Below are 14,736 nucleotides of genomic sequence, written 5' to 3'. Positions count from 1 at the left end.
TGCATAAATGTACCGCTTTGCACCTTAACTGCCTGGGAGTGGTCCGTCAACCCGCTTTACCCGCGCACCGACGCCCACTCTCACTGGCTTCCACTTCGCCACCCCGCCGCCGCGATTCAGGAATTGCCCGAATTACGGATAGTTACTGTAATAATAATCCCACTTTAGACAAAGCCAGTGCGCCGGTTTTCACCGTGTCATCATAATTGTAAATATCTGTGCGGAACTGCGGCTTGCCATCGTCAGCCACCCAGGCGGTGAGATAGTAAAAGTTCACCGGTATCCGCTGGCGCACTGCCACGTAGGTCGTATTCCCCTGCTCCAGGGTTGATGAAATGCGGGCATTGTTCCAGCCGGCATCCTGTAACAACAACGCCGCCAGTTCTGAAGCCTTGTTAACACGCACGCACCCGGAACTCAACGCTCGGATATCTTTCTGGAATAACGCATGGTTAGGCGTGTCATGCAAATAGATAGAATCCGTATTGGGTATATTAAATTTATAGCGCCCCAGCGAATTGCTGTCGCCCGGTGCCTGACGCAAGCGATAAGGGAAGTTGCTGGCTGACACCATCGGCCAGTCAATCATGGATGGGTCGATAGGCTGGGCGCTCTCGGTCCAGTCCGACAACACCGTATAACCGTGGCGCTGCAGATACCCTGGATCCTGAATCACTTTGGGAATGATATCCTGACGCGTCAGCGTAGTAGGCACGTTCCACGGCGGGTTCATCACCACATTGCTCAGTGAAGTGCTCATCAACGGCGTCTTGCGTTTAGGCTGGCCGACAATCACCCTGGACGACAAAATCTCCGCCCCATGCTGATAATAGATGAGCGAGTAGTTAGGGATGTTGACCATAATACCGCTGTTGACATTGTCCGGCACCAGCCGCAAACGCTGGATATTCAACGCCAGCAGCGTCGCGCGCATCTGCGACGACACATTGAGCCAGTCACGGGTACGCTTGCCGATAACGCCATCGTCCTGCAACCCTTGTGAATGCTGGAAACGTTTTACCGCCTCGACAAGTTCGCCCTCATAACGCAAGGGGGACGCATTACCCGGCGAAGCCTCGTTAAACAGCGGCATAGCCGCACTATTCTGGCTGAGCATGCCGGTACGCAACAGAATTTCTCTCAGTACCGGTAACCCGTTACTTTCATCACCGGGGCGCAACGAATCCGCCAGCATCAGCTTCGGCCAGGGGCGTTTATCCATCAGCATGTCTTTCAGTGCCACATGCATTTTCGCATACTGAGAATGATGGGGAGCCAGTGACGCAATAAACGCAGCCCCATTACCTGACGCCATCGCCCGCTGCCACTGTTCCATCATCGCTACCGGCGGTAATGCCAGTTTGTAAGGAACACTGCCGTATAGCCAACTGTTGCCATTTTTCTCTACCCCGGCAACAAATTGCATATACCCCAACATGGCATCAGACAGCACCACATCGCGAGCAAAACCGTTCAATTTAGGATCGGTTAACCAGCTCACCCAAGTGGTAAATTGCGGCTGAACACCGGATAGCGCTACTTCCGCCAGTTGTTGCTGGAAGGCTTTTACCGCCTGAGTGTCGCCCCATATCGGCCGTTTATGCTGGCGCGAATAGAGCGCAGTCAGCTCATTCAGGTAGTAAGGGGTAATACCGGCAGGCAACCCTGCCGTGACAGAGGAATCATGTTGGGAGGCGTGATTTTGGGTCACCGCTGACGCCGCCACATTCCCGGACACCATGGGTGAAGCCGCCTGAACGGAAAACGAAGTCAATACGCTACCCAACCAAATCGAACCGGCTACTCGCAAAAGCCGTCTTTGCGTATTTCGTTTGACTACCAACATCCATTTATCCCCTGTACTTAAAATGACACGGCTTTTATTACGCCGTTTTTAGCCACTGGCGTTGTTGCTGTCAGCCAGGATGGTTTCGCATCCACGTTATCATCACACCGATGAGCGGTTACCACACACGACGTCCATGCATCAACGCATTGACCTTGTCGCTGAACCCGCATCAGGAAAAACGGAGGATGCAGCCCTGACTTACATTGATTTTACGGCGTGTCATAGGAAATAACGAGTCCCCTGGCCCCGTAATTCCCATCATCATACAGTCAGTTATCGTGTTTTTCTTCACCCGCGTTGCATACCGACGAAACGAATCTAACTGGAGCAGGAAATCTCCAGATGCTTCCCCCAGTCTGGCGGTAACGCGGCCAAATCAGCCTTATCGGGTTGCTCGGCATAGGGTTGTTGCAGCGTTTGATGCAGACGGGCAAGCGCACTGACATCCTCTTTTTCTGCCAGATCAATCGCCTGCTGGGCCAGATAATTACGCAAAATATAACGCGGATTAGCCTGTTTCATCCGTTGCTGACGCTCGGTATCATCCGCGCTTTCCAGCATCAGCCGTTGGCGATACGCACTGAACCACCCATCAAATGCCGCCAGGTCGATAAAGACATCGCGCAGTGGGGAGTGGCTGCTGTGCCGTTCCGTTTCCGACAATAGACGAAAAATATGCGTATAATCCGCCCGCTCCCGCTTCATCAGTTGCAACAAGCCGACCAGCAGATCGTTATCCTGCGCCTGCGGCGTATCAAACCCCAGTTTAGCGCGCATCAGCTCACCGAATCGCTGCATCAATGCAGATTCATACCCCTTCAGCGCCTGTTGCAACCGCTCCACGGGCATCAACCCTGACAGCGATTGCGCCAGACGATGCAGATTCCATAACGCCACTGCGGGTTGGTTGTCGAAGGCGTAACGCCCCTGATGATCCGAATGATTACAAATATAATCGGGCTGATAGTCGTCCATAAACCCGAACGGGCCATAATCGATAGTCAACCCGAGAATGGACATGTTGTCGGTATTCATCACTCCATGGGCGAATCCAACCGCCTGCCAGTGTGCAATCAACCTCGCCGTGCGCGCTACCACATCACTGAACCACAGATAATAGCGATCGGCGTCCTGCTGCCACTGTGGCCAGTGACAGGCAATCACGTATTCTGCCAACTGACGGACTTGCTCGGGTTCACGCCGGTAATAGAAATGTTCGAAATGCCCGAAACGGACATGGCTATCCGCCACCCGCAATAGCATCGCCCCGCGCTCTTCCTGCTCACGTCGCACCGGATGATCACTGCTGACGATGGTTAACGCGCGCGTGGTGGGAATACCAAGGTGGTGTAACGCTTCCGATGCCAGAAATTCGCGCACAACGGAGCGCAACACGGCCCGACCGTCGCCCATACGCGAATACGGGGTCAGCCCGGCACCTTTGAGATGCCAGTCCTGCGTGCGGCCATCCGCCAGTTGCTGTTGCCCAAGGAGGATGCCGCGGCCATCACCCAGTTGCCCGGCCCAGACGCCGAATTGATGGCCGCTGTACACCTGAGCCAACGGCGCCATACCGGGCAACAGTCGTTCGCCACTCCAGATACGCTGGTTATCGCCTTCAAACCAGTCGGCGGATAACCCGAGTTCCTGCGCAAGGGACACGTTGTGATACAACAACCGCGCGCCATGCAACGGCGTTGGCGTCAGCTCGGTATAATATCCCGGCAGTTGCTGGTGATAGTGATTATTGAACGGCAGGTCATGTGGCATAACGTCCCCCTTTTTCATCAGTGTAGAACTGCAACGGGAGAATTAACACGGAGTAACTACAGGGCTATTAGCCGATAAGAACACACCGACAGAAACGTTACGTTGGATAGGAACATACAAGCGCGTGCATATCACATAACCGGGGCCGACATAGCCATGGTAGATGCCACACCGCACTGGGTGCGGCATCCGCCAGTATAGTAGTCAAAGGATAGTGGTCAACCGAGGATAGCTGTCAACCGTAACAGGCTACCGGCATCACTACATTATCCAGCGCCTCTGGCGACACAGAAGGCCATAACTGCCCCTGAACGGCGTTAACATTCAGTTCAAGCGCCTTCTCAAAACCCGCGACATTATCTATCCCTTTTGCTACCACCTTTAGCGAGGGGCATTGTTTTCTCATTGCCAGTAACATAGGGTTAATAATAGACACACAAACAGGACGCGTTAATAATTTATTAGTAAATGCCGTATCCATTTTCACACTGGAAATGACACCGTCATAGAAAGGTTTCATATTCATTTTGCCGGAACCAAAATCATCCAGCCATAAATGGAACGACTGACTTAATTTCATCAGCAGAGGATTATCCCGTCCGGATGATATATCGGGGAAATTCTCATTAATTTCAAGCTGCAGGAAAGGCAGCGCGCGAAATTCCCGCCCCAGCAACGTATCGTCGACCAGAAATTCCGTCAGCGTGTGATCGATTTTCAGCACCACCGCAACCCGATGACGGATAAACCAGGCTGATTTCTCTTTGAGGATCGCCAGTTGTTCTCTGAGCAACGTCTGCTTTTGGCGGCGATTCAGCATACCCAGTAAAATCGCCTGCGGGACGGAGAACCCACCTGATTCGTTCTTGAAACGTCCGCTCATCTCCAGTGCCAGTAACCGTGAGTCCAGATGATAGATCGGAGAAAAGTGATACTGACTGACATAGTCAACTGCAAGCTGGATACGCATAGTGTTATAGCCAGAGTTAAAAGATGAACCCGCCGTAACGAGCAGTCAGACAAAATGCGCTGCCTGACCTGATCCTATTCGCTGCTATCACTCCAGAAGCATTAAAGATTATTAACAATAATATTCAAAGCGGGTCGATGGCACTGCGTCTAATCACTCAACTACGCCTAAACACCCGTAAGAATATATGATAAATAATCCTCATCCTTTTCACGCGAATACCATGTTGGTTACTGCCCAAACCGATGTTAATTTATCGTTTGGCTCTGTCTAAAAACAATCCGTTTTTCACTTTTCAGACAAACCCCTAATAGAGATTTCAAATTATTAACGCACGTTTTCCGATAACCAGACAGTCAGTGTACGTATTTCATTGTGTTGTTGCGGATAATCCACAGCCAATTGCTCTCCTACCGCAAGCAATGCTTCAGGGCGGTAAAAGGTACCGCTCAACCGTGCGGCTAACGCCTCCAACGGGGTAGGATTCAGGCTATCGGTAAACAGCTGGCAACGACTGATCACACCACGCTCCACATCAAAATGCAGTTCTACACCGCCCCAGTCAAAACGGGTATCCAGCGTATGGCTAAACTCCGGTGCCTGACCAAAATTCCATTCCCAACTGCTCTGATGCGCGAACCGCTCAGCGAACCCCGGGAGATCAGGGAACGCATCTGGCGAGATAATCTCCGGCTGACACGCCGCCTGATAGTGTTCGAAAAACGCCTGTGTCACGGCGTTGCACACCGTTTCATGGCGAATATCCGGCAATAATTCCACCAGATTCGCCACGCGTGAACGTACTGATGCAATGCCTTTCGCCTGCAATTTCTTTTTATCCGGGTTGAGGTAATCCGCCAGACGCGACAGGTTGGCAGCCAACAGCAAGGTTCCATGATGGAATCCCCGGTCAATACTTTCCCGATAGGCCGAACCGGAAATTTTCCTGACACCATCCGCCGTTTCAATCACGAGATCATTACGCCCCGACGCCTGTGCCTTTACTCCCAGCACAGACAGCGCGCGCAAGATGATCCCTGTCGAGACACTTTTGTCGTAACCCGGTTTACCCGCCATAAAGGTGAAGCAGGTATTACCCAGGTCATGAAACACCGCCCCACCGCCGCTACTGCGCCGGGCCAGCTTGATGCCATCTTGTTCCATCCGTCGGGTGTTGCACTCTTTCCACGGATTCTGTGCCCGCCCAATCACCACCGTTTCGGCGTTTCGCCACAAAAACAGCACTCGCTGCGTCGGCGGCATTTGCCGAAAGATGCACTCTTCCACGGCCAGATTGAACCAAGGATCGACAGAGTCGGAAATCAACAAACGTAGTGCGGGCATGACGAGGCTCCGAAAACAGCAGGCCACCGTCAGGCGGCCGTAAAATCAGATGCGGCGGGCCTGCCAGTAGGCCCGTTTCCAGTAAACGTTGTTCAGCGATGAACGCATTACACCGCGACTGGTAGAAGCGTGGATAAACTGGTCATTACTGTCGTAGATACCGACATGCAGCCCGTTTTCGCCGCTGCCAGTGCGGAAAAAGACCAGATCGCCGGGCAATAAGTCACTGCGGTCAACGCGGGTGCCGATTTCAGTTTGTTCCTCGGTAGAGCGCGGTAACGTCAGACCGAATCGGTCGCGGAAGGTCAGATAAACAAAGCCGGAACAATCAATACCATTGTGATCCAGCCCGCCATAGCGATACGGCGTACCACGCCACTGCGCCAGTTGAGCGTGCAGTTGCGAGCGCACCTCGCTGGTATCACCCAAACGGGTACTCTGCGGAATATGACTGCTACACCCGGCCAGAAACAATGCCACCACTGTTAGCCAGACTCTCCAGAACCTCATGCCGTTATGCTCACTGTTACCGGGGATGACCCACAAAAACCGAATTACGACATATTATCATTCACGCTCTGACGTTAATCGTCCGAGAACAGAGAATTTTTCTGTCTTAACGGTACGTTACGGCGATTATCTCGCCGCTTATCGCACCGTTTATCACTCCTGCTGCGCCAGCATCCAGTGCCGCCCTTCCAGTACATAATCGGTAAAGGCGATGCCAAAAACCGACGATAGCGTTTCTGGCCGCATCACCTCGTCGGCAGCCCCCTGAGCAGCCACTTCACCGCCGGACAACAGCCAAACGCGATCGGCATGGTGCAAGCTGTGGTTCAGGTCATGACCTGACGCCACCACGGTGATACCGGCACGGCATAGCTCCGCCAGCAACGCATCCAACGCAACGCGCTGGGCGATGTCCAGGCTGGCGACAGGCTCATCGAGCAACAATAACCGGGCGGATGGATTCAATGTCGGCCAAACCTGCAACAACACCGCCGCCAGTCTGACCCGTTGCCATTCACCACCGGACAAACGCGTCAACGGACGGCGCAGTTTATCGACCAGCGACAGCCGCTCCGCCAGCCGCTGAACCACCCTATCCACCTCATCCGCCTCACCTGACGGTGGCTGGTGCAGTTGCAGGTACTGGAATACCGGCATTAACGTCGGCGCACCAGGTTGCTGGGGCAAATAAGCCCGCACTCTTGCCAGAGCGCGCGCCGACCACACCGCCATCGCCTGCCCCAACAACTGCGTTTCGCCTTCTCCCGGCTGTAGCCCGGCCATCAGCGCCAGCAACGTACTCTTACCGGCCCCATTGGGACCAATAATATGCACCAGCTCACCGCTATGGCAGCCTAGCGTCACTGAGGACAACCGCCCGGCGACACTGACATGGTTGAGGCTCAGCAGGGGTTGGCTCGTCACGATTATTGCGCCAGCGCCTGTTCAATCGCCTTGATGATCGCACTGTCATCCGGCGTCATGTCCGGTGAAAAACGCGCCACAACATTGCCACGGCGATTAATCAGGAATTTTTCGAAATTCCACAGAATATCGCCAGGGTATGCGGGGGCCTGACCTTTGCTGACACGGCGCTCGTAGAACTCACTGCCTTGCGGCCGCAGCGCTTGCGGTTGAGCCTGAATCAGTGTCTGATACAAGGGGTGGCGGCCACTGCCATTGACTTCAATCTTGCCAAACATCGGGAACTCGACGCCAAAAGTCCCACGGCAGAAGGCCTGTATGTCTTCGTTACTACCCGGTTCCTGCCCGGCGAATTCATTAGAAGGGAAACCCAGCACCGCGAACCCGCGATCACGATAGGTTTCATACAGATTCTCCAGCGCCTCATATTGGCGGGTCAGCCCACACTGTGAGGCCACATTCACGACCAGCAGCACATTATTACGCCAGTTTTCCAGTGATGTCTGGCGGCCGTCGATGGTTTGCAGGGGAATTGCATAGATGTCATTGCTCATTGTCTGTTCCTGTTGTTGTCAAACTAACGGATGTTGTCAAACTAACGGATATCATCGAATCAACTGATGGTAGTAAACCGATTTATGTTATCGAAACGATGCGCTGTCGGCGGGTCATGGCGTCATAACGTATACCAGGCGGAATCACACCTGATGGCGCAACAGCAGCCAGATAAACCAGGGTGCCCCCAGTGTGGCGGTGACCACGCCAACCGGCAGTTCCGCCGTGGCCAGCAGAGTCCGCGCCAGCGTATCCGCCAGCATCAACACAACGGCACCAGCCAGACCACACCCGGTTAATAGATAGCGCTGATCCGTCAGCCCACACAAGCGCAAAATATGCGGGATAACCAACCCGACAAACCCTATCACTCCAGCCAGCGCCACACTGATGCCGACCAACGCCCCCATCACCAGCACCAGCATATGACGCCAGTACAATACCGCGACACCCAATTGCCGGGCGGCCTGCTCGCCCAGCGCCAGATGGTTGAGTACCCCGCCGCAACGCGCCAGCCAGACCAGCAAAGGCAGCATCAGTAGCATTAACCCGCTGTAACGCCAGTCTACACCGCTAAACCCCCCCATCATCCAGTACATCAACTGGCGTAGATCGAGACTGGTGCTGAAATACACCGCCCAGGTCATCAACGCGCTGCAAATAATGCCCAGCGCCACGCCAATAAGCAGCAAGCGCGCATTGGAAACGCCAGCGCGGGAAAAACGCAACAGCAGCAATGTCACCAGTAATGCACCGATGATGGCGCACAGGCTGAGGCTCCAGACTGGCAATATCCCATGACCAAGCAACACCGCGATGACCAGCGCCACGCCCGCCCCGTTGGAAACCCCCAGTAATCCGGGTTCGGCTAACGGATTATCAAACACCGCCTGCATGACCGCGCCGCTCATTGCCAGCCCTGCCCCCACCAACATGACCGCCAGTGTCCGCGGCAACCTGAGCTGCCAGATGAAAAGCGAGGATTCCGGGTCCAGCCAGTGTGTCGGCGCAATCCAGCGCTCACCGGCACACAGGCTCACCACTACCCCTACGGCCAGCAAGAGCCATAACCCCAGCAAGCGCTGGCGATCACGCCGCCGCCGCTGCTGTTTCAGTTGGGTATAGCCTGCCGGGTTAGAGAGCATGAGAGAGCCTGTCATGAAGAAATCGGACAATGGCACCATAATGCGCATATCCACAGTGATATCAAGCTGATGCCGGGAAATTTCGCCAAAGAATGGAAAGCGGCCCGCAAAGCCTGCCGCCAGCAACCAGGACGGCGACCCTCTACGGTATGGTATGAAATGTGATTATCTCATCTAATTTGATTATTTTTCGTTCTAATAAATATCAACTACCTTAATAGAGAGACTTTCACTACCCTGTTGCGGAGTAATGTTATGCTGGCATCTTTTCTGCGCATGCTGCATCGCGCCCGACGCCAAGGCCTCAGTCGGGATAGCAAGCCATCCGACGCCTGCGTCGAGTGCGAATACAGCTTTTATAATCATGAAGCCAACCTGCCGTTTGACCAGCTTGAAGAGTGCCTGCGCGCCCGCCGTGATGCGCTGATGCAGGAACGCCCACCAGTGGCCGAACCGGCGCCGGTCGGCACGCGCCCGCGCTGGGCGGCCCGTTCGGCAGACTCAGGTTGAGATTCAGCCTGACGTTAACCCATGCCGCGCAAGCCAGCTATGGACATACTCCACGACAACCTTGCTGGCGGGGCCATAAATGTGTTCATCAAACTGGCTTTGGATCTCACTCGGTTCCAAATTCAGTTCCACGGTATGGGCACCGTGCACCCGCGCTTCGTGTACAAACCCTGCCGCCGGATAAACATGGCCTGATGTCCCAATGGCAATGAACACATTCGCCTGTGACAACGCATGGTAGATGTGGTCCATACCCAACGGCATTTCACCGAACCACACCACATGCGGACGCAATGGTGCCGGGAACTGGCAACAATGGCAGCGATCGTCGACAGATAGATCGTCTGTCCACTCAAAGACTTGTCCACTGTGGCTGCAACGCACTTTCAGCAATTCACCGTGCATGTGGATGATTCGCTTATTGCCAGCGCGCTCATGCAGGTTGTCAATATTTTGGGTGACCAGTAAAAAATGGTCGCCCAGCGCGGCTTCCAGCTCCGCCAACGCCAGATGCGCAGCATTCGGCGCAATCTCCGGCTGCTGTAGCTGCCGACGACGCATATTGTAGAAATTCTGAACCGTTTGTGGATCGCGATGATACCCTTCCGGGGTAGCGACATCCTCCACCCGATGTTCTTCCCACAACCCATCCGACGCACGGAACGTGCGAATACCGGACTCAGCAGAAATCCCTGCTCCGGTAAGTACAACAACACGTGGTTTATTCACGTTTTTGACCACCAGATAATCAAGATGAAAAATGCGGGCACACAAACGCTGATGACGCAGACGTTTTCGTTGCCGAAAACGGTGTAATCGTTGACGCGAGTGCATGTCTGCTCCTTAGCCTGTCTGTCTTACGCGCACCGCTGCCGATTTACAGCGGTCTCGCTTTATATCCGCCCTGAGAGCGGGGTTATCCATCGCCGCATACACATCAGGACGACAGCGACGGACTCATCAAGTGTAGCAATGCCGCGCCACGCACGCCGCCTGCATCGCCATGTCGTGCTTTCTCAATACGCGGGACGCGAGCCACCGGCAACAGACTGTCGGGCAATCGCTGCGGCAACTGACGGTAAATTTCATCGAAATTCGACAACCCGCCGCCAAACACAACCAGATGCGGGTCAATCAACGTTAGCAGATTTCCCAGACACACCGCCAGCAACGCCAGATAGCGATCGACATGCGCTCGCGCCTGCGGATCGCCGGCGTAGAAGGCACGGATAATGTCAGGTGCCGACAACGTACGATGGTAAAAATGCGCGTACAGCCATTCAAACCCGCGACCGGACAGATAATTTTCCACACAACCGGTACGTCCGCAGCCGCAGGGCACCCGAGGAATAGACTCGCCAAGAATATCCAGCGCATCGACCGGCAGACGAAAATGCCCCAGTTCCCCGGCGACACCGTTTTTCCCGTCGACGACCCGGCCGTTCACCACCAGCCCACCGCCCATACCAGTGCCGAGAATAATCCCCAGCACCACCGGGTAAGCACGAAATTCGTTGTCCCAGGCCTCTGAGAGTGCAAAGCAATTGGCATCGTTACTAAGCCGAACGTCACGTTGTAGTCGCTGACTGAGATCGGCGCGCAACGGTCGCCCCATCGCGGCGGGCAGATTAGCCGCGAACAAGGTGCCATCATCCGCATTTTCCATGCCCGGCACACCGACGCCGACGGTTCCCTGACACCCGCTCAACGCATCCGCCTCGCGTGTTAACGCCAGCAGGCCATTCAGCAGACCCTCATAATCATCACGGGGGGTCGGAATACGTTTTTGCCAGATACGCTGTAGCCCGGAGTCAAATACCGCCAGCTCTATCTTGGTGCCTCCGATGTCAAAACCGTAGTACATGGATGCCCCCTTCACGTCGCACGTCGGACAAAAAACAACGCCATTGCCCTCAGGCAATGGCGTTTCAGATTACTGCCCGCTCAATATGCGCGCCGGATCGATACGGCTGGCGCGACGGGCCGGATACCAACTGGCTATCAGACTCAACACCAGCGAGGTTCCCAACACAATAACCACATCCAACATATGCAGCTCGGACGGCAGGAAATCGATGAAATAGATATCGCCGGACAAAAAATGATGACCGGTAAGCGTTTCAAGCCCACGGATGATCGGCGTCAGTTGCAGCGTGACCACAATCCCGACTACGGTGCCGACGATGCTGCCGAGCAACCCGGCCAATAGTCCATACCAGACAAAAATCGCGCGGATAAGGCCATCGCCCGCTCCCAGTGTGCGCAATACCGCGATATCACTGCTTTTGTCCTTCACCGCCATCACCAGCGTGGAAACGATGTTGAAACAGGCCACCCCAATCACCAACACCATCGCCAGATACATGATGGTGCGGATCATTTGAATATCACGGTACATATACCCATAAGTGCCGATCCAACTGCGGATATACACGAAGAGATTGGTGGCTTCACCGGCGTCATGCACCACCTTCTGTGCGGCGAACACGTCCTGCACTTTGATGGCGATACCGGTCACCCCATCGCCCAGATCCAGATACTGCTGGGCATCTGCCAGCGGCACCAGTGCCAGGCTATGATCCAACTGACCGCTCAACTTCAGGATACCCGCTATCTGAAGGCGAATGCGCTTGGGTTGCAACAGCTTCATCTGCGGGTCGCTATTGGGGATCATGACCGTGACCCAATCGCCACTTTTGACGCCCAGCGTATCCGCCACGCCTTTCCCGATAATCACCTGTTGCGCCCCGGCATGAAAACGCGACCAGGCGTTATCCTGCACGAAGGTGGGTAACGCGCTGAGCTTCAGTTCCTGTTGCGGGTCCACGCCCTTGAACTGGATAGCTTTTAGACTGGCGCCGTTTTCCAACAGGCCGGTAAAGCTGACGTAAGGCGCGGCAGCGGCCACGCCAGGCACCTGTTCGATTTTCGGCAACAACGGTTGCCAGTTGCGAAACGGCTGCTCGCCCGCTTCAATCTCGCCATGCGGTACAACAGCCAGAATACGGTTGTTGAGTTCACGCTCGAAACCGTTCATCGCGCTCAGTCCGACTATCAACACCGCGACACCCAGTGCGATGCCAAGGGTGGAAATGACGGAAATCAGCGATACCATACCGCTGCGACGACGCCCGCGGCTAAAACGCAACCCAACCAGCAGCGAAAGCGGAGGAAAGGTCATTGCGACGCCCCCATCAGGGTTAACTCCTGCTGCAACTGTCCATCACGCATTTCCAGTTGTCGGCCGAGACGGCGGGCCAGACTCAGGTCGTGGGTGACCACCAGAAACGCAGTCCCCTGACGTACGTTCAGCTCACCCAGTAACTCAAAAATGGCATCGGTAGTACGCTGGTCAAGGTTACCGGTCGGTTCGTCCGCCAGCACCAGTGACGGGTTATTCACCAGCGCGCGGGCAATCGCCACACGCTGGCGCTCACCACCGGACAATTCAGAAGAGCGGTGCTGACTGCGCTGTGCCAGACCGACTGCCGCCAGCATGGTTTGCGCGCGTTCTTTGGCCTCTTTGGGGGCCACATTACCGATAAGCAGCGGCATCGCCACATTTTCCAGCGCGGTGAAATCCGGCAGCAGATGATGAAACTGATAGATAAAACCCAGTTCGCGGTTACGCAGTGCCGCTTTCGCCGCCGCTGACAGTTGATTCAACGTGTTACCCTTGAACACCACCTCACCGGAGGTCGGCGCGTCCAGCCCGCCCAGCAAATGCAACAAGGTACTTTTACCGGATCCAGAGCTGCCGACAATCGCCATCATCTCGCCATTCTGCATTTCAAATGACACATCGCGCAGCACATCGGTCGACAGGTTGCCTTCCTGATAGCGTTTACACAGCTGACGGCACTGCAATAAAGGTGAATTACTCATAACGTAAAGCCTCTGCGGGATGGGTGGCGGCCGCGCGCCAGGAAGGATAAAGCGTGGAAAGCAACGCCAGCAGCATGGCGACCAGCGCAATGGCGATCACCTGCAACGGCTGGATTTGTACCGGCAGCGAACCACCGTCAATCAACAGCCCCAGCATCGGTATCAGCGTATTCAACTGGCTGGCCAGCACCATACCCAGTATCGCCCCGACCAGCGCGCCCACCACACCCGCGCCGCCGCCCTGAACCACAAAGACCGCCATGATTTGCCGCCGGGTCAACCCCTGCGTTTGCAAAATGGCAACCTCGCCTTGTTTCTCCATCACCAGCAAACCCAGTGAGGTAATGATATTGAACGCCGCGACAGCCACGATCAGGCTCAACAGCAGCCCCATCATGTTTTTCTCCATTCTGACTGCCTGGAACAACTCCCCTTTGCGCTCGCGCCAGTCTTTCCATACCGTTCCTGACGGCAATGCCTGCTGGCTCAGCGTATCCACCGCCAGAGGCTGATCAAGCCACAACCGCCAGCCGGTGATGTTGCCGAGCGGGTAGTGCATCAGACGCGATGCATCCTGTTGGTTCACCAACAGTTGGTAGCCATCCACTTCGCTATGGGCATAAAACGTGCCGACCACGGTAAACAAACGCTGGCTGGGCACCCGCCCCATCGGCGTCAGCTGACTGGCGCTGGTGACCATCAAACGCAGTTGATCGCCGGGTTTAACGCCAAGCTGGTTAGCCAGTTGTTCACCGAGGATCACCTGGTATTGCCCTGGCTGCAGTTGCTGTAATGACGCGCCATGCGTCAGGTAGTTCGCCAACGGCTCTTGTTCATCGGGGTTGACACCCAGCATCACCCCTACTGCCACGCTGCGAGCGCTTTGCAGCACCACATCGCCGGTGGTGAGCGGCGCGATACGCCTGATGCCCGTCAAGCCAGAGAGCGACGCGGCAGACAATGTCTGAGGGTTCAGGGAGCCTTGCGGCGTCGTGATAAGTGCCTGAGGCATCAGCCCCAGAATGCTGTTTTCCAGTTCCCGCTCAAAGCCATTCATCACCGACAAGACGGTGACCAGCGCCATCACTCCGAGGGTAATGCCAATGGCGGACAACCAGGAAACAAACCGCCCAAAGCGGTCCGCGGCCCGCCCTCGCATATAGCGCAGGCCGATAAAAAGTGCGACAGGTTGATACATGAAATCCGTCTGGATGAGGTTGCTAAAGCAAAGTGAACAAGGATAATAAAGGGTAGTACCGCTTTATGGAACCCTA

General features: G+C 55.2%; 14 protein-coding genes. 1 reads left to right on the top strand and 13 read right to left on the bottom strand.

What is annotated here, in order from left to right; genetic code table 11:
* Window positions 1-142: 142 nt before the first annotated feature.
* From ldtD to btuC, 8 genes are all read right to left on the bottom strand, one after another.
* The gene (gene ldtD / locus DD586_RS08070; protein ID WP_012884317.1) at window positions 143-1,846 is read right to left on the bottom strand and encodes a L,D-transpeptidase; all 1,704 of its coding nucleotides are present in this window, start codon (window positions 1,844-1,846) and stop codon (window positions 143-145) included.
* A 321-nt stretch (window positions 1,847-2,167) separates the two neighbouring features.
* Window positions 2,168-3,619 carry a protein adenylyltransferase SelO gene (locus DD586_RS08065; RefSeq protein WP_012884316.1) on the bottom strand — a complete coding sequence of 484 codons (1,452 nt, stop codon included), beginning with the start codon at window positions 3,617-3,619 and terminating at the stop codon, window positions 2,168-2,170.
* Window positions 3,620-3,854: 235 nt separating this feature from the next.
* A complete protein-coding gene (locus DD586_RS08060; RefSeq protein ID WP_012884315.1) occupies window positions 3,855-4,589 on the bottom strand; it encodes an EAL domain-containing protein in 735 nt (244 codons plus the stop codon).
* 327 nt (window positions 4,590-4,916) lie between these two features.
* Window positions 4,917-5,933: a lipoate--protein ligase A gene (locus DD586_RS08055; RefSeq protein ID WP_012884314.1), complete on the bottom strand. Its 1,017-nt coding sequence runs from the start codon at window positions 5,931-5,933 to the stop codon at window positions 4,917-4,919.
* A 45-nt stretch (window positions 5,934-5,978) separates the two neighbouring features.
* Window positions 5,979-6,443, bottom strand: coding sequence for an NlpC/P60 family protein (locus tag DD586_RS08050; RefSeq protein ID WP_012884313.1), 465 nt, complete (start codon window positions 6,441-6,443; stop codon window positions 5,979-5,981).
* A gap of 153 nt (window positions 6,444-6,596) precedes the next feature.
* Entirely contained in the window at window positions 6,597-7,367 is a 771-nt protein-coding gene (gene btuD / locus DD586_RS08045; protein ID WP_012884312.1) for a vitamin B12 ABC transporter ATP-binding protein BtuD, read from the bottom strand.
* Window positions 7,368-7,369: 2 nt separating this feature from the next.
* Window positions 7,370-7,921, bottom strand: a complete 552-nt coding sequence (locus DD586_RS08040) for a glutathione peroxidase (RefSeq protein ID WP_012884311.1) — start codon at window positions 7,919-7,921, stop codon at window positions 7,370-7,372.
* 144 nt (window positions 7,922-8,065) lie between these two features.
* Window positions 8,066-9,067, bottom strand: coding sequence for a vitamin B12 ABC transporter permease BtuC (gene btuC / locus DD586_RS08035; RefSeq protein WP_208855565.1), 1,002 nt, complete (start codon window positions 9,065-9,067; stop codon window positions 8,066-8,068).
* Window positions 9,068-9,322: 255 nt separating this feature from the next.
* On the opposite strand from btuC, the gene DD586_RS08030 reads away from it, so the two are divergent.
* Window positions 9,323-9,577: a hypothetical protein gene (locus DD586_RS08030; protein WP_012884309.1), complete on the top strand. Its 255-nt coding sequence runs from the start codon at window positions 9,323-9,325 to the stop codon at window positions 9,575-9,577.
* A 3-nt stretch (window positions 9,578-9,580) separates the two neighbouring features.
* On the opposite strand, the gene cobB is transcribed toward DD586_RS08030, so the two are convergent.
* The 5 genes from cobB to lolC all read right to left on the bottom strand — a co-directional run bounded on the left by cobB (window position 9,581) and on the right by lolC (window position 14,660).
* On the bottom strand, window positions 9,581-10,411 hold the full coding sequence (cobB, locus tag DD586_RS08025) for a Sir2 family NAD+-dependent deacetylase (RefSeq protein ID WP_012884308.1): 831 nt from the start codon (window positions 10,409-10,411) through the stop codon (window positions 9,581-9,583).
* Window positions 10,412-10,514: 103 nt separating this feature from the next.
* Window positions 10,515-11,441 carry an N-acetylglucosamine kinase gene (nagK, locus tag DD586_RS08020; protein ID WP_012884307.1) on the bottom strand — a complete coding sequence of 309 codons (927 nt, stop codon included), beginning with the start codon at window positions 11,439-11,441 and terminating at the stop codon, window positions 10,515-10,517.
* 69 nt (window positions 11,442-11,510) lie between these two features.
* A complete protein-coding gene (gene lolE / locus DD586_RS08015; protein ID WP_012884306.1) occupies window positions 11,511-12,758 on the bottom strand; it encodes a lipoprotein-releasing ABC transporter permease subunit LolE in 1,248 nt (415 codons plus the stop codon).
* Window positions 12,755-13,462, bottom strand: a complete 708-nt coding sequence (lolD, locus tag DD586_RS08010; protein WP_012884305.1) for a lipoprotein-releasing ABC transporter ATP-binding protein LolD — start codon at window positions 13,460-13,462, stop codon at window positions 12,755-12,757. The genes lolE and lolD overlap by 4 nt, the downstream gene beginning before the upstream one ends.
* The gene (lolC, locus tag DD586_RS08005; protein WP_012884304.1) at window positions 13,455-14,660 is read right to left on the bottom strand and encodes a lipoprotein-releasing ABC transporter permease subunit LolC; all 1,206 of its coding nucleotides are present in this window, start codon (window positions 14,658-14,660) and stop codon (window positions 13,455-13,457) included. Before lolC ends, lolD begins: the two co-directional genes overlap by 8 nt.
* Between the last annotated feature and the right edge of the window lie 76 nt (window positions 14,661-14,736).

It is taken from the genome of Dickeya parazeae Ech586, assembly GCF_000025065.1.
Taxonomy (GTDB): domain Bacteria; phylum Pseudomonadota; class Gammaproteobacteria; order Enterobacterales; family Enterobacteriaceae; genus Dickeya; species Dickeya zeae.
Note: the sequence above shows the minus strand (reverse complement) of the source record. Positions and strands in the feature narration are given on the sequence as shown.

What these genes read in the sequence shown, in the direction of transcription:
- DD586_RS08060 (WP_012884315.1), bottom strand. Translation starts at nt 4,589, where the DNA reads ATGCGTATCCAGCTTGCAGTTGACTATGTCAGTCAGTATCACTTTTCT.
- lolC (WP_012884304.1), bottom strand. Translation starts at nt 14,660, where the DNA reads ATGTATCAACCTGTCGCACTTTTTATCGGCCTGCGCTATATGCGAGGG.
- DD586_RS08040 (WP_012884311.1), bottom strand. Translation starts at nt 7,921, where the DNA reads ATGAGCAATGACATCTATGCAATTCCCCTGCAAACCATCGACGGCCGC.
- lolD (WP_012884305.1), bottom strand. Translation starts at nt 13,462, where the DNA reads ATGAGTAATTCACCTTTATTGCAGTGCCGTCAGCTGTGTAAACGCTAT.
- DD586_RS08065 (WP_012884316.1), bottom strand. Translation starts at nt 3,619, where the DNA reads ATGCCACATGACCTGCCGTTCAATAATCACTATCACCAGCAACTGCCG.
- DD586_RS08050 (WP_012884313.1), bottom strand. Translation starts at nt 6,443, where the DNA reads ATGAGGTTCTGGAGAGTCTGGCTAACAGTGGTGGCATTGTTTCTGGCC.
- DD586_RS08055 (WP_012884314.1), bottom strand. Translation starts at nt 5,933, where the DNA reads ATGCCCGCACTACGTTTGTTGATTTCCGACTCTGTCGATCCTTGGTTC.
- ldtD (WP_012884317.1), bottom strand. Translation starts at nt 1,846, where the DNA reads ATGTTGGTAGTCAAACGAAATACGCAAAGACGGCTTTTGCGAGTAGCC.
- nagK (WP_012884307.1), bottom strand. Translation starts at nt 11,441, where the DNA reads ATGTACTACGGTTTTGACATCGGAGGCACCAAGATAGAGCTGGCGGTA.
- cobB (WP_012884308.1), bottom strand. Translation starts at nt 10,411, where the DNA reads ATGCACTCGCGTCAACGATTACACCGTTTTCGGCAACGAAAACGTCTG.
- DD586_RS08030 (WP_012884309.1), top strand. Translation starts at nt 9,323, where the DNA reads ATGCTGGCATCTTTTCTGCGCATGCTGCATCGCGCCCGACGCCAAGGC.
- btuC (WP_208855565.1), bottom strand. Translation starts at nt 9,067, where the DNA reads ATGCTCTCTAACCCGGCAGGCTATACCCAACTGAAACAGCAGCGGCGG.
- lolE (WP_012884306.1), bottom strand. Translation starts at nt 12,758, where the DNA reads ATGACCTTTCCTCCGCTTTCGCTGCTGGTTGGGTTGCGTTTTAGCCGC.